We start from the raw sequence: 12274 nt of genomic DNA, 5'->3' as shown, positions 1-12274 counted from the left end.
GCCCTGTGGTGTGCCGTCCTGTGGTGTGCCGTCCTGTGGTGTGCCGTCCCGCGGTGCGGCGGGGGCCGGGATGGCGGACGGGTCGGCGGCGCGGCGCCCGCGTGCGGCGGCTCGGTGACTGCCCTGCGAGTTGCTCACGAGGCCGGGACCCTAGCGGAGCCCCGGTCGCTCTCCAAAGCGGCTCGACTACGGAGCGTCGTACCGCTACCCTTGAGCGCCCCTTCTCGTTATCGCTCAGTAATCGAAAGCGCGCGCAGTGTTGACGGCGACGGCTGTCGCCAGCGCTTCTTCGCCGATGCCCTTCACCGCCGCCATGGCACGCACCGTGACCGGGATGAGATACGGCGCGTTGGGCCGTCCGCGGTACGGGGCGGGGGTCAGGAACGGGGCGTCGGTCTCGACGAGGACGAGGTCGAGGGGCGCGACGGCGAGGGCGTCGCGCAGCGGCTGGGCGTTCTTGAAGGTGACGTTCCCGGCGAACGACATGTAGTAGCCGCGCTCGGCGCAGACGCGGGCCATGCCGGCGTCGCCGGAGTAGCAGTGGAAGACGGTCCGCTCGGGGGCGCCTTCCTCGGCGAGGACGCGCAGGACGTCGTCGTGGGCGTCGCGGTCGTGGATGACGAGGGCCTTGCCGTGCCGCTTGGCGATCTCGATGTGGGCGCGGAAGGACCGCTCCTGGGCGTCCTTGCCCTCGGGCCCGGTGCGGAAGTAGTCGAGGCCGGTCTCACCGACGGCCTTGACGTGGTCGAGTGCGGCGAGCCGGTCGATCTCGGCGAGCGCGTCGTCCAAGGCCGCGTCCCCGCCGGCTTCGCGGGCGCCCTGCCGGGACCAGCCGTCGGGGTCCCCGTGCACGATGCGCGGTGCCTCGTTGGGGTGCAGGGCCACGGCGGCGTGCACGTTCGCGTAGGCGGCGGCCGTCTCCGCCGCCCACTGGGAGCCCTTGATGTCGCAGCCCACCTGGACCACGGTCTCGACGCCGACGAGCGCGGCCTTCGTGAGGGCCTCGTCGACGGTGCCGGACTGCATGTCCAGGTGGGTGTGCGAGTCGGCGACCGCCACGGGCAGGGGCTCGGGCAGCGGCGGCGGGGCGTCCTTGGCACTCATGCCCCGATCGTACGAAAGCCCGGCCCTGCCGACGTGCGGCGGATCCGCCCGCGCGCGCTCAGGCCCTCCTACGTGCGGCGGAACGGGTGCAGCAGGTGCGAGAGGTGCCAGCGGTGCGCTTCCGGCTCGCGGTCCGGCGGCACGCCCTCCGCGGGCGGCCTCTCCTCCAGTTCCTGGCCGATCGGTCCGGCCGTCGCCACGGGGATGGCGGCCCGCCGGGGTGACACTCCGGGCACGCCGGGCCGTGCGCCGGTCTCCCCGTGGTCGAGGACCGTGGAGACCCGGCCGGAGCGCATGGTGCGCACCACGTGCTGTCCGCAGTTGGGGCACGTCGGCTTGGAGAGCGGCGACGGCACGCGGCGGCCCTCGCTGCGGTAGACCACGAAGTCGTGGCCGGTCACGTCGGTATGGTGCTCGATGTCGTAGGCCTGCTCCCAGCCGTAGCCGCACCGCATGCAGGCGAAGGAATATGCCTCATGGCCGACGGGGACACTGGAGATCTCGCTCATGCCGGCTCCTTTCCACTGCACCAGTGGACGCCTTTACGGGCGGGACGGCATCGCCACCTGCCGAACAATGGGCCGGTCTTTGACTTTCCCTGCCGAAAGGCTTGCCCATGACCTCTGGGCTTTGCCTTTCACGATAGCTCTTTGCCGCCTTTTGGTCTTTTTCAGGACGCGTTCTTTGCCGCCACGACGGCGTCGAACACCTCCCGCTTGGGCAGGCCGGCCTCGGCGGCGACGGCCGCGATGGCTTCTTTCCGGCGCTCCCCCGCCTCCTCGCGGACGCGGACGCGGCGGACCAGCTCGGCGGGGTCCAGATCGGCGGGCCCGGGCGCGGGGGCGCCCTCGACGACGACGGTGATCTCGCCCCGTACGCCCTCGGCCGCCCAGGCGGCGAGCTCGGCGAGGCCGCCGCGCCTGACCTCCTCGTACGTCTTGGTCAGCTCCCGGCACACGGCCGCGCGCCGCTCGGCGCCGAAGACCTCGGCCATGGCGGCGAGCGTGTCGTCGAGGCGGTGCGGGGCCTCGAAGTAGACGAGGGTGCGGCGCTCGTCCGCGACCTCGCGCAGCCGGCCGAGGCGCTCACCCGCCTTCCTCGGCAGGAACCCCTCGAAGCAGAACCGGTCGACGGGCAGCCCGGACAGCGCGAGCGCGGTGAGCACGGCGGAGGGCCCGGGCACGGCCGTGACCTTGATGTCCTGCTCGACGGCGGCGGCGACCAGCCGGTAGCCGGGGTCGGAGACGGACGGCATGCCCGCGTCGGTGACGAGCAGCACGCGGGCGCCCCCGGCGAGCGCCTCGACCAGCTCGGGCGTACGGGCGGACTCGTTGCCCTCGAAGTACGACACGACCCGGCCGCGCGGCTGCACGCCGAGCGCCTGGGTGAGCCGCCGCAGCCGCCGGGTGTCCTCGGCGGCGACGATGTCGGCCTCCGCCAGCTCGGCGGCGAGCCGGGGCGGGGCGTCGGCGACGTCGCCGATGGGGGTGCCTGCGAGTACGAGGGTTCCTGCCGCCGCTGCTGTCTGCGTTCCTGTCACGCCGCCCATCCTCGCAGCCCGGCGCGCCGCCCGGCGGCGCGCGGGGGCGGCGCAGCGGCTCGCCGCCCGGCCGGGCGAGGGACGCCGGACGGGTTCCCTACGATGGCGCGGTGACCAGTACTGCGCCAGAGGCCCTGCACGGACAGGACGGACAGGGCGGGCATGCCGCCGCACAGGACGGGGGGCAGGCTCCGCCGCCCTCGTCGTGGGAGCGCCGCCTGCGCCGGTTCGGCCATGTGCCGCGCCCGGTGACGGGGCTGCGGGAGCGGCTGGTGCCGCCGTTCGTGACGCGGTCGCGGCGGGCCGGGTCCGCGCTGGGGCTGCCGCCGGGCGCGGTGGACCGGCTGCTGCGGCTGGCGCCGTGGGGCGGGCCGCTGCTGGTGGCGCTGGTCGCGGGCGTGCTGCGGTTCTGGAACCTGGGCTCGCCGCGCGCGGTGATATTCGACGAGACGTACTACGCCAAGGACGCCTGGGCCCTGATCAACCAGGGCTACGAGGGCGCGTGGCCGAAGGACATCGACAAAACGATCCTGGAGAACCCGGACGCGGTGACCGTCCCGGCCGATCCGGGGTATGTGGTGCACCCGCCGGTCGGCAAGTGGGTCATCGGGTTCGGTGAGTGGCTGTTCGGGTTCGAACCGTTCGGCTGGCGGTTCATGGTCGCGGTGTGCGGCACGCTGTCGGTGCTGATGCTGTGCCGGATCGGGCGGCGGCTGTTCCGCTCGACGTTCCTCGGCTGCCTGGCGGGGCTGCTGCTGGCGGTGGACGGGCTGCACTTCGTGATGAGCCGCTCGGCGCTGCTCGACCAGGTGCTGATGTTCTTCGTGCTGGCCGCGTTCGGCTGTCTGCTGGCCGACCGCGACTGGGCGCGCCGTCGGCTGGCCGCCGCCCTGCCGGTGGACGCGGACGGGGTGCTGCGGCCGGACGCGCGCGTCGCGGAGACGCTGCGGCTCGGGTGGCGGCCGTGGCGGCTGACGGCCGGGGTGATGCTGGGCCTGGCGGCGGCCACGAAGTGGAACGGCCTGTACATCATGGCGGCGTTCGGGCTGCTGACGGTCGCGTGGGACGTGGGCGCGCGGCGCGTGGCCGGGGCGCACCGGCCGTACCGGGCGGTGCTGAAGCGGGACGTGCTGCCCGCGTTCGTGTCGACGGTGCCGGTGGCGCTGGTCACGTACGTCGCGTCGTGGACCGGCTGGATCCTGTCCGACAAGGGCTACTTCCGTACGTGGGCGTCGACCGGCCCCGGCCGGGACAGCTCCTGGTCGTGGCTGTTCCCCGACTGGTTCCGCAGCCTGTGGCACTACGAGTCCGAGGTGTACACGTTCCACGTCAATCTGACGTCGGGGCACACGTACCAGTCGAACCCGTGGAGCTGGATCGTCCTCGGCCGCCCCGTGTCGTACTTCTACGAGTCGCCGGCGGCCGGCAAGGACGGCTGCCCGGCGGACGCCGCCGAGAAGTGCGCGCGGGAGGTGCTGGCGATCGGTACGCCGCTGCTGTGGTGGGCGGCCTGCCTGGCGGTGCTGTACGTGCTGTGGCTCTGGTTCTTCCGGCGTGACTGGCGGGCGGGGGCGATCGCGTGCGCGATCGCGGCCGGGTGGGTGCCGTGGTTCCTGTACCAGGAGCGGACGATCTTCCTGTTCTACGCGGTGGTGTTCGTACCGTTCCTGTGCCTGGCGGTGGCCATGATGATCGGCGCGATGCTCGGCCCGGCGGCCGGTCCGCCGGATCCGGACGGCGAGGTGGACCCAGACCGTGCGGTGGACCGGCTGGCGCGGGCGGAGCGGCGCCGCACGGTCGGGGCGATCGCGGCGGGCGTGCTGGTGCTGCTGATCGTGTGGAACTTCATCTACTTCTGGCCGCTGTACACCGGGCAGACGATTCCGATGGACGAGTGGCGGGCGCGGATGTGGCTGGATACCTGGGTGTGACGGCGGAGGCACCTCGATGATGACGCTTTCCGTTTGATTCCGTTCGAGTAACGGGCGGGGCGGGTGGCGGGGCTGTCGCATAGGGTGGGTTCCGTCGCCTCTTGAACGCGTTCAAGAGCTGTGCGCCAGGGGGGCGGACAGGGGAGGGGGAAACTGCGAGATGCGCAGTGGAGCGAAAGTAGCCATCGTCGGGGGCGTCTTCCTGGCGGTCGCCGGCGGCGTCGGATACGGGGCCGTCAACGTCTGGAACGGCATGACGGGTGGCCAGACCACCACCACGTCCGCCGAGGGCACGCCGCGCAAGACGGGCCCGCTGACGGCCGACGAGATCTCCACGACGGCGAAGGACTTCCTCGCCGCGTGGGCGGAGGGCGACGCGGCGAAGGCCGCCCAGCTCACCAACGCCCCGACGTCCGCCCAGTCCGCGCTCGGCATCGTGCGCACCGAGGCCCACGTCGGCGACCTGAAGGCCACCGCGGGCACGCCCACGGGCGCGACGGTGCCCTTCGACGTGAGCGCCGTCATCTCGTACGACGGGCTGCGCGTGCCGTGGACGTACAGCTCGAAGCTCACCGTGGTGCGCGGTCTGACCACCGGGCAGCCGCGCGTCGACTGGAAGCCGTCCGTGCTGCACCCGCAGCTCAAGGACGGCGAGTCGCTGAAGGTCACGTCGTCGGGCCCGCCGCAGATCAAGGCCGTCGACCGGAACGGTGCGGAGCTGACGGCCGAGAAGTACCCGTCGCTCACGCCCGTGCTGGCCGAGCTGCGCGAGCGGTACGGCGCGGACGCCGGCGGCACGCCGGGCGTCGAGCTCGTCGCGGCGGGCCCCGAGGGCGCCGCGGGCAGCGGGGGCGGTACCGGGGGCACGGGGGGCACCGGTGGCACCGGGGCGGCGCCGCGCACGCTGCTGACGCTGCGCGAGGGCAAGGCCGGCGAGCTGAAGACCACGCTGGACGCCGGGGTGCAGGCGGCCGCGGAGAAGGCGGTGAAACGGTACGCCGAGTCGTCGGTCGTCGCGATCAAGCCCAGCACGGGTGAGATACGGGCGGTCGCGAACAACCGCAAGGACGGGTGGAACGCCGCCTTCCTGGGGCGGCAGGCGCCCGGCTCCACGATGAAGATCGTGACGGCGGCGCTGCTGCTGGAGAAGGGCCTGGTGGCGGCCGACAAGCCGGCGGAGTGCCCGAAGACCGCCATGTACCAGGGCCGCAGCTTCAAGAACCTCAACGACTTCGAGATCAACGGCGGAACGTTCAAGCAGAGCTTCGCCCGCTCCTGCAACACCGCCTTCATCAAGCTGATCGACGACACGAAGGACGACGCCGCGCTCGGCAAGGAGGCCCGGGACGTCTTCGGGATCGGCCTGAACTGGCAGTCGGGCGTGCCGACGTACGACGGCTCCGTCCCGGCGGAGACCGGCGGGGTCGCCGCCGCCCAGTACATCGGCCAGGGCACCGTCCAGATGAACGCCCTGAACATCGCGTCCATCACGGCGACCGCGAAGAGCGGCACCTTCAAGCAGCCCGTCATCGTGCCGCGTTCGCTGGACGACCGCGCGATCGCGTCCGCCGCGCGCGGCCTCGACGGCTCGGCGGCCCGGCAGCTCCGCGACATGATGCGGGCGACCGCTTCGTACGGCACGGGCGCGCAGGCCATGGCGAGCGTACGCGGCGACAAGGGCGCGAAGACGGGCTCGGCGGAGGTGGGCGGCCAGGCCACGTCGAACAGCTGGTTCGCGGGCTTCGCGGACGACCTGGCGGCCGCGGCCGTCGTCCAGGCGGCCGGGCACGGCGGTGACGCGGCGGGCCCGCTGGTGGCGGCGGTGCTGAACGCACGCTGAGGCCTCTGCCGAAAAGCCGGTCGCACGCCCCGTACGGGGACCGCTAGCGTGCGGGCGCATGACGGACACCACTGGCACTGACCCTGGCACGGGCACCGGCACCGGCACCGGCACCGAGTCCCTCGCCCACCCCCGGTTCGCCGAGGCCCTGCGGGAGCTCGGCCTGGACGTGGAGGTACGCCGCTTCCCGGACGCCGTACGGACGGCGGCGCAGGCGGCGGCCGCGATCGGCTGCGCGCCGGCCGAGATCGTCAAGTCGCTGGTCTTCGCGGCGGATGGGGAGCCGGTGCTGGTGCTGATGGACGGCGCGTCGCGCGTGGACGTGGAGCGGGTACGGGACGAGCTGGGCGCGGCGCTGGTCGAGCGCGCCGACCCGGACACGGTCCGCGCGGCGACGGGCTACGCGATCGGCGGCGTACCGCCGTTCGGCCACCGCACCCGTACGACGGTGCTCGCCGACCGGGGCCTGCTGGACCACCCGGTGGTGTGGGCGGCGGCGGGCACGCCGCACACGGTGTTCCCGCTGGACCCGAAGACGCTGATCGCCCACGCGGGCGGGCGCCTGGTGGACGTGCGCGAGCGCGGGGCGTGACCCCCTGGGTGGCCGGGGCGGTCCTGCTGGCGGCGGTGACGCACGCGAGCTGGAACGCGCTGGCGCACCGCATACGGGACCAGCTGCTGTCGTTCACGCTCATATCGGGCGGCGGCGCGGTGATCGGCGGACTGCTGGCCTGCCTCATGCCCCTCCCGGCGCCGGAGGCGTGGCCGTGGCTGCTCCTGTCGGTGCTGCTGCACCTCGCGTACATGGCGCTGCTGATGCGGTCGTTCAGGCTCGGGGACTTCGGCCAGGTGTACCCGGTCGCGCGGGGCACGGCGCCGCTGGTGGTGACCGTGCTCGCGGCGCTGCTCGTCCACGAGGTCCCGGACGCCCGGCAGTCGGCGGGGGTCGCGGTGGCGTGCGCGGGTCTGCTGGGCCTCGCGCTGTGGGGCGTACGGGGCGCGGCGGGGGCGGGCCGCCCGCGGTGGGGCGCCCTGCTCGCGGCCGGGGGCACGGGCCTGGCCATCGCCGCGTACACGGTCGTGGACGGCGTCGGGGTGCGCGCGGCGGGCGGCGCGCTGGGCTACCTCGCGTGGCTGATGCTGCTGCAGGGCCTGGCCATCCCGGCGTACACCCTGTACCGCCGCCGCGCCGCCCTCGCCCCGCAGCTCCGCGCCCACGCTCGCCTCGGCCTCCTGGGCGCGGCCCTCTCGGTGGCGGCCTACGCCCTGGTCCTGTGGGCCCAGACCCGCGCCCCGCTGGCCCCGATCGCGGCGCTGCGCGAGTCGTCGGTCCTGGTGGGCGCGGCGATCGGCGCCGTCTTCTTCAAGGAACGCTTCGGCGCACCGCGCATCGGGGCGGCGGGGCTGATGGCGGCGGGGATCGCGCTGATGCTGTGGCCGGGTTGAGGCGTCACGCCGGCGTCACGCCTGTTCCCCGAACCACTCCAGCGCCTGCCCGTGGGGCCCGGTGAACGCGAGCGGCCGCTCGTCGAGGGCGAGGGCGAAGACGGTCCGGTCGGGCGGGGCCGGGACAGGAAGGCGCGCGGCGACGGCGGGGAGCACGGACGTGGCCTCGTTGGATATCCAGTGCCCGGGCAGCCGGCGCATCGTGGCGGCGAACTCCTCGCGGGCGGGGAGGGGCAGGTAGGCGAGGACGGCACTGTGGAAGACGACAGAGGTGGCGCCGTCCGGCACCTGGGCGACCAGCTCGGCGACGGCCTCGTTGAGGTCGCCTCGTACGAGGCGGGGCGGCGGCTCGCCGGGGTCCCGGGCGACGCGCACGGCGCCGCGCAGCCGCCGGAGCCGCTCGGTCTGCTCGGGCCAGACGAGGCACTCCAGCCAGCGCATGGCGTCGGCGTCGTGGACGTCCAGCGGGTTCAGGTCGACACCGCCCCGCCAGACGACGCGCGGCAGGCGCTCGGGGAACGGCACGGGGCCGGTGGTGCGGCAGCGCAGGGTGACCGGGCTGTCGGCCGGTCCGAGTGGGGGCCGCTCGTCGTACACGTACCGGTACTTGTCCGGGTACAGGCACAGGCCGGCCGATGCCCCGACCTCGATGAGCGCGAGCGGCTGGGGGAGCGCGGCGAGCACGGGCAGGAGGGTGGCGCAGCGGCCGGCTTCGTTGGTCTGAGTACGCCGTCGCAGCATCACGCCCCGGACCTGGTCCCAGTGTTCGGCGACCCAGCCCCGGAAGAGTCCCGGATCCCGGCACTCCCCGCCGAGGAACCGTACGGCGCCGAGGAGGAGGTTCGGCTGCCGTCTGCCTTCGGGCAGCAGGTCGATGAGGTCCAGGAGGGCGGCGTCCTCGGCGACGGCGGCGGCGAGCCGCTCGTAACGGGGCGAGTGCCCACGGGCCTCGCGGGCGGCGAAGTCACGGTAGAGCTGCGCGGTGTCCATGCCGTTGATCATCACTCCTTCATGTCCTGGCGAGAAGGGCGTACCGCTCGTCGCGGACGGGCCCGCCCCAGAGGTTGGGGTCGTCGCTGAGGGGCTCGATGTGCACGTCGGCGACGAGAGACCGTACAGCGGCGGCGAGTTGGCGGGCGCGGACGCCACCGCCGCCCCAGGGCAGGCGCTCGGCGCCGGGAACGTACGGGACGGCGTCGTCGCCCGCCTCGCGCCACAGCCCCTCCACGAGTACGAGCCGCCCTCCGGGCCGCAGCCGGGCGACCCACGCGCGAATGGCCTGCTCCGGCTCGGGCAGCGTCCACACCATGTGCCGTACGAGCACGACGTCGAACCGCTCGTCACCGGTGGGCGGCGCGGCGGCGTCCCCGATGACGAAGCGCCCTCCCAGACCGGCCGCCGCGAACTTCTCCCGCGCCCGCGCGACCATGCGGGGCGCGAGGTCGACGCCGGTGACGCGGTGCCCGTCGGCGGCGAGCAGCAGGCCGAGCGACCCAGTCCCACACCCGAGGTCGAGCACGTCGCACGGCGCATCGGGCACCCACGCCCGCAGCCGCCGGGCCCACGCCTCCCGCGCGGCGGGATCCCGCAGCCCGTGGTCGGGCTCGTCGTCGAAGGCGTCGGAGGCGGCGTCCCAGTAACCGGCGACGGCGTCGGCGAGAGGGTCACGCGGGTCACGCGGGTCACGTCGAGTCATACGGAAAATCCTCACACCGCCCACTGACAACGCGCGGCGACGGGGGAAGGCCACGAAGGAGGTGAGGCCGCCGCTGCGATCTCGGCTTCTCGGCTACGCGTCATCACCGTCGTACGGGAGCGCCACCCGTGGCGGCGCGAGCCCGTCGAGAACCGCGCCGTGGCGGACGCCTTTCGCCGACGCGGCCTGACACCGCCCCGGCGCTAGTCGAGGGTCTCGGCTGCCTTGGTCATCGGCCCTCCTGCGTCGCCGGTGTTGATCGTCCCAGCCGGTTCGAACAGCAGGATGGCGGTCTCCTCGTCCGCCACAGGACAGTGTTCGACACCGCGGGGAGCCACGAACAACTCGCCGGGTCCCAGCACCACATCGCCATCCCTGAGCTGGATGGTGAGCCGCCCGCTGATGACCAGGAACAGTTCATCGGTGTTCTCGTGGCTGTGCCAGACGAATGCCCCCTTCAGCTTGGCCAGCTTGACCTCGTAGTCGTTGAGGTCTGCCACCTTCTTCTGCGACCACAACTCGCTGAACTGCGCGAGCCTGTCAGCGAGGTTGACGGGAGCGTGAAACGTGGACATGCGGCACTCCTTCCTCAAGGCCGGCAGCCCCGGAGACCTCTGCCTCCCGCTGTCCGGCCGGCGTCACGAGCCTGCCGCCCTCGGACTCCGCTGGTCTTGTACGTTCCTGGCATGACCGCAGAGCGCCCCCGCACGTCCATCAGCGCCTGGCGGCCGTCGGTCCCGGGGATCGCGGAGGTCTTCCACGCGCACTTCACCGACCACGCGTATCCGGCCCACACCCACGACACATGGGATCTGATGATCCTCGATGACGGTGCGGTCGACTTCGCGCTCGACCGCCGCCGCCATGGAGCCACGGGTGCGGCCAGCGTCGTCCTGCTGCCTCCGGGCGTCCCCCACGACGGCCGGACGGTCACGGACTCAGGCTTCCGCAAGCGCGTTCTCTACCTCGATGACTCTGTGCTCCCCCAGCGATTGGTCGGCGGTGCGGTGGACGGCCCGGTCCTCGATGACGAGCTGCTGCGTCATCGGATCCACCAGCTGCACATTTCTCTCGGCCATGCGGGAGACGAGTTCGAAGCCGAGTCCCGCCTCTCCTTCATCCGTGAACGGCTCCACTTTCATCTCGACGCGCTTCAGCCCCTCACGCCGAGCCGCGAGGCAAACCGGCTGGCGACCAGGTTGCGAGAACTGCTGGACTCCCGGATACCCGCCGGCATATCCCTGTACGAGGCTGCCGCCACGCTGCATGCTCACCCCACACACCTGATCCGCTGCTTCAAACAGACCTACGGCCTGCCCCCGCACACCTACCTCACCGGCAAACGCATCGACCAGGCACGCCGGCTCCTGCTCGATGGCGTCCCACCCTCCCAGGTCGCCGCAACCGTCGGATTCCACGACCAAGCCCACCTGAACCGACACTTCACACGCCACGTGGGCACGACGCCCGGACGCTATGTGCGTCATGCGCACTGAGGCCGCGTCGGATGCGCCGGACCCATCCGACCGGCCCGGCGCACCATCCCGGTCACGCACTAGTGGCGGTCACGGGTTCCGAGGCTGCCTCGCGCTGACTGGATGACCTGTCGGGCGTCGGCGCCGAACACGGCGGCCTCGTACAGCGTCTGCCACACACGTCGGTACGTCGCGATCGTGTCGGCGTCGTCGAGCCACAGCTCGGCATGCCAGTCCTCGGTGATCACGAGCCTGTCGTCATCGAAGATCCAGAACCCGTCCCCGGGTGGCACCTTCAGCGCCGCGTCGAACGGCACGATGCCCAGCCGAACGGACTCCGTGTCGACCGCTTCCGCGAGATGGTCCAACTGGGCCGCCATGATCGCCGGTGGGCAGATGCGGGCGCGTAGGGCTCCTTCCCACATCAGCAGGTGCAGGGTGTTGCCGGGCTGGTCCAGCCATTCCTGCCGCCGCATGCGTGCGCGTACGGCGTCCCCGGTGTCCTTGGGCGAGTTCTGGAGTTCCGCGAGATGCATGAAGACATGGCGTGCGTAGTCCGGCGTCTGAAGCATCCCGGAGATGAGGCCGCTCTCCCAGGTGTGAATCGTGCGTGCCGCCGCGACCAGTTCGACCCACTTCTCCTGCACCGGCCGGTGCCCGGAGGCGAGTTCGCGTCGCCAGGGACGGATGTGAGTGCCGGACGTCATCGGTACCACCTATCGCTCTCCGTGGGTGCTCGTCCGCGCACTGCCTGCCACGGCTCGGCTGACGACCGCCTCGGCTTGTGCCCTGTCCGCCGGGTCATGCAATTGGATGCGGCCGATGTGGACGCGTACGTGTCCGTACATCGCCCGCCCCAACTCCACGGTGCGGTCGCGCCGTAGCGTCCAGGCCGTCGCGGGGAGGTCGGCGGTGCCGGGCTTGGGTGTGCCGCGTGCGCTCCAGCCGACGCACACCAGCCAGCACGCCTGCGCGAACCCGTCGCCTTCGTTGGAGCCGTACAGCCGCTGCGGCGCGTGGCGTGCGGCGACGTCCATGAGCGACACCTCGGGGTGCCCGGGTACGGGGACGTGCCCGACTACTGCCGTGTCGCCGAAGTGGCCGGTGCTGGTGTAGGCGAGCAGGCAGTACTGGTCGGGCCAGGTGTGCAGCAGGGCCAGGATCGTGACCCGGCCGGTGCCGGTGACCGTGGGCTCCATGGTGGTCTCCTTTGGGCGGCGCGGCCCCGCACGTGACGGCGGG

At 72.7% G+C, this 12274-nt stretch carries 13 protein-coding genes; 5 read left to right on the top strand and 8 right to left on the bottom strand.

Annotated features, from left to right (window positions below):
• Positions 1–234 precede the first annotated feature (234 nt).
• The 3 genes from HTZ82_RS20680 to rsmI form a co-directional block, all read right to left on the bottom strand.
• Entirely contained in the window at positions 235–1104 is an 870-nt protein-coding gene (locus HTZ82_RS20680) for a TatD family hydrolase (protein WP_175410925.1), read from the bottom strand.
• 68 nt (positions 1105–1172) lie between these two features.
• The gene (locus HTZ82_RS20675) at positions 1173–1613 is read right to left on the bottom strand and encodes a hypothetical protein (protein WP_175410924.1); all 441 of its coding nucleotides are present in this window, start codon (positions 1611–1613) and stop codon (positions 1173–1175) included.
• Between the two features lie 161 nt (positions 1614–1774).
• Positions 1775–2644 carry a 16S rRNA (cytidine(1402)-2'-O)-methyltransferase gene (rsmI, locus tag HTZ82_RS20670; RefSeq protein ID WP_309235593.1) on the bottom strand — a complete coding sequence of 290 codons (870 nt, stop codon included), beginning with the start codon at positions 2642–2644 and terminating at the stop codon, positions 1775–1777.
• Between the two features lie 110 nt (positions 2645–2754).
• Here rsmI and HTZ82_RS20665 point away from each other — a divergent pair, with 110 nt between their 5' ends.
• The 4 genes from HTZ82_RS20665 to HTZ82_RS20650 all read left to right on the top strand — a co-directional run bounded on the left by HTZ82_RS20665 (position 2755) and on the right by HTZ82_RS20650 (position 7861).
• Positions 2755–4575 (top strand): phospholipid carrier-dependent glycosyltransferase, encoded by a 1821-nt coding sequence (locus tag HTZ82_RS20665; RefSeq protein WP_175410922.1) that lies wholly within the window; start codon positions 2755–2757, stop codon positions 4573–4575.
• A 160-nt stretch (positions 4576–4735) separates the two neighbouring features.
• A complete protein-coding gene (locus HTZ82_RS20660; RefSeq protein WP_175410921.1) occupies positions 4736–6415 on the top strand; it encodes a penicillin-binding transpeptidase domain-containing protein in 1680 nt (559 codons plus the stop codon).
• 58 nt (positions 6416–6473) lie between these two features.
• A complete protein-coding gene (locus tag HTZ82_RS20655; protein WP_175410920.1) occupies positions 6474–7007 on the top strand; it encodes a YbaK/EbsC family protein in 534 nt (177 codons plus the stop codon).
• On the top strand, positions 7004–7861 hold the full coding sequence (locus HTZ82_RS20650) for a DMT family transporter (protein ID WP_175410919.1): 858 nt from the start codon (positions 7004–7006) through the stop codon (positions 7859–7861). The genes HTZ82_RS20655 and HTZ82_RS20650 overlap by 4 nt, the downstream gene beginning before the upstream one ends.
• A 15-nt stretch (positions 7862–7876) precedes the next feature.
• On the opposite strand, the gene HTZ82_RS20645 is transcribed toward HTZ82_RS20650, so the two are convergent.
• The 3 genes from HTZ82_RS20645 to HTZ82_RS20635 all read right to left on the bottom strand — a co-directional run bounded on the left by HTZ82_RS20645 (position 7877) and on the right by HTZ82_RS20635 (position 10132).
• Positions 7877–8863, bottom strand: coding sequence for a DUF2332 domain-containing protein (locus HTZ82_RS20645; protein ID WP_254712001.1), 987 nt, complete (start codon positions 8861–8863; stop codon positions 7877–7879).
• A gap of 7 nt (positions 8864–8870) precedes the next feature.
• Positions 8871–9557, bottom strand: coding sequence for a class I SAM-dependent methyltransferase (locus tag HTZ82_RS20640; protein WP_175410918.1), 687 nt, complete (start codon positions 9555–9557; stop codon positions 8871–8873).
• Between the two features lie 203 nt (positions 9558–9760).
• The gene (locus tag HTZ82_RS20635) at positions 9761–10132 is read right to left on the bottom strand and encodes a cupin domain-containing protein (RefSeq protein WP_175410917.1); all 372 of its coding nucleotides are present in this window, start codon (positions 10130–10132) and stop codon (positions 9761–9763) included.
• A 111-nt stretch (positions 10133–10243) separates the two neighbouring features.
• On the opposite strand from HTZ82_RS20635, the gene HTZ82_RS20630 reads away from it, so the two are divergent.
• Entirely contained in the window at positions 10244–11053 is an 810-nt protein-coding gene (locus tag HTZ82_RS20630) for an AraC family transcriptional regulator (protein ID WP_175410916.1), read from the top strand.
• 59 nt (positions 11054–11112) lie between these two features.
• Here HTZ82_RS20630 and HTZ82_RS20625 read toward each other — a convergent pair whose 3' ends face one another.
• Both HTZ82_RS20625 and HTZ82_RS20620 read right to left on the bottom strand, forming a co-directional pair.
• Positions 11113–11739: a DUF5753 domain-containing protein gene (locus tag HTZ82_RS20625; RefSeq protein WP_175410915.1), complete on the bottom strand. Its 627-nt coding sequence runs from the start codon at positions 11737–11739 to the stop codon at positions 11113–11115.
• A 9-nt stretch (positions 11740–11748) separates the two neighbouring features.
• Positions 11749–12231, bottom strand: a complete 483-nt coding sequence (locus tag HTZ82_RS20620; protein WP_175410914.1) for a hypothetical protein — start codon at positions 12229–12231, stop codon at positions 11749–11751.
• Positions 12232–12274 lie beyond the last annotated feature (43 nt).

It is taken from the genome of Streptomyces sp. TRM64462 (assembly GCF_013362995.1).
GTDB lineage: Bacteria > Actinomycetota > Actinomycetes > Streptomycetales > Streptomycetaceae > Streptomyces.
The sequence above is the reverse complement of the archived record's forward strand: the minus strand, read 5'-3'. Positions and strand labels throughout refer to the sequence as shown.

Bases quoted from the DNA above. Each gene is read 5' to 3' on its own strand.
- HTZ82_RS20620 (WP_175410914.1), bottom strand. From the start codon at position 12,231: ATGGAGCCCACGGTCACCGGCACCGGCCGGGTCACGATCCTGGCCCTG.
- HTZ82_RS20625 (WP_175410915.1), bottom strand. From the start codon at position 11,739: ATGACGTCCGGCACTCACATCCGTCCCTGGCGACGCGAACTCGCCTCC.
- HTZ82_RS20630 (WP_175410916.1), top strand. From the start codon at position 10,244: ATGACCGCAGAGCGCCCCCGCACGTCCATCAGCGCCTGGCGGCCGTCG.
- HTZ82_RS20635 (WP_175410917.1), bottom strand. From the start codon at position 10,132: ATGTCCACGTTTCACGCTCCCGTCAACCTCGCTGACAGGCTCGCGCAG.
- HTZ82_RS20645 (WP_254712001.1), bottom strand. From the start codon at position 8,863: ATGATCAACGGCATGGACACCGCGCAGCTCTACCGTGACTTCGCCGCC.
- HTZ82_RS20680 (WP_175410925.1), bottom strand. From the start codon at position 1,104: ATGAGTGCCAAGGACGCCCCGCCGCCGCTGCCCGAGCCCCTGCCCGTG.
- HTZ82_RS20660 (WP_175410921.1), top strand. From the start codon at position 4,736: ATGCGCAGTGGAGCGAAAGTAGCCATCGTCGGGGGCGTCTTCCTGGCG.
- HTZ82_RS20655 (WP_175410920.1), top strand. From the start codon at position 6,474: ATGACGGACACCACTGGCACTGACCCTGGCACGGGCACCGGCACCGGC.
- HTZ82_RS20675 (WP_175410924.1), bottom strand. From the start codon at position 1,613: ATGAGCGAGATCTCCAGTGTCCCCGTCGGCCATGAGGCATATTCCTTC.
- HTZ82_RS20640 (WP_175410918.1), bottom strand. From the start codon at position 9,557: ATGACTCGACGTGACCCGCGTGACCCGCGTGACCCTCTCGCCGACGCC.